The sequence below is a fragment of the Micromonospora sp. ALFpr18c genome (genome assembly GCF_008868155.1).
GTDB lineage: Bacteria > Actinomycetota > Actinomycetes > Mycobacteriales > Micromonosporaceae > Micromonospora.
The window spans coordinates 1-764 of record NZ_WBKR01000444.1 but is presented as its reverse complement, the minus strand read 5'-3'; the positions used below and the strand labels follow the sequence as shown (position 1 = coordinate 764).

General features: G+C 59.7%; 1 protein-coding gene. It reads left to right on the top strand.

Going from position 1 to position 764, the window contains the following annotated elements:
• Nucleotides 1-191: 191 nt before the first annotated feature.
• The coding region (locus F8271_RS31625) for a hypothetical protein (RefSeq protein WP_151493424.1) at nucleotides 192-764 on the top strand (573 nt) is incomplete at its 3' end.

Sequence of the window (764 nt, the reverse complement as noted above, 5' to 3'; positions counted from 1 at the left end):
GCGTCCACCCCGACGGCCGCCCGCACCGCCGGGGAACTACTCGCCACCGCCGCCGACCTGCGCGCCGAACGGGAACGCCTCGACGCCGAGCGGCGTGAACGCGACCGGGTTCGTTGAACCTGGCCCGGGCATGATCCGTTGAACTCTTTGGCGCGACACTGACGCGAGATCACCACACCCCAAGGAGCCACATGCTCAGCGACAAACAGCTTCTCGAACTCTTCGCCGACCAAATCATCCTCAACCCGTGGGCGGTAAGCGTTGCTACCTTCCTTGAGGAGAACCGCCCCGATTTATATGTAGGTACATTCCGAAGGTGGTATTCGGGTGAGGTGCGGAGAGGCCAACTTCTCGGCAGTCTCTCGACTGATCGTCAAAATGCAATCGCCGGTTGGGTGAACGATGATTATAAAGTTCGTGATGTAATGGCGTATCTCGACCTCCCCCCCGGGTATTCCATCAGACAATTCGCAGATGATAAAAAAATTGTCCACACCACCTTTTGGCATATCCTAAAGAAGGGCACTGGTGTTGTCGATCCCAACAGTACGCCGAAGGGGAGGGGTAACGGGGTTGATGTCTGGTACAGGCTGGATGAGGAATATCAGCGCCGGCTGGGTCGCGGGCCTGTAGGTCGTGCGCCGAAGGGTTCAGTGGCGTCGCAGTCTCAGCACCCGCAGCCCTCGTCGTCTGCCCTGCCCTCCGGTCGATCAGGGTATACCCCCGCTGCAGCCGCCTTGTCATCAACTGCCGGTGCCAGCTCA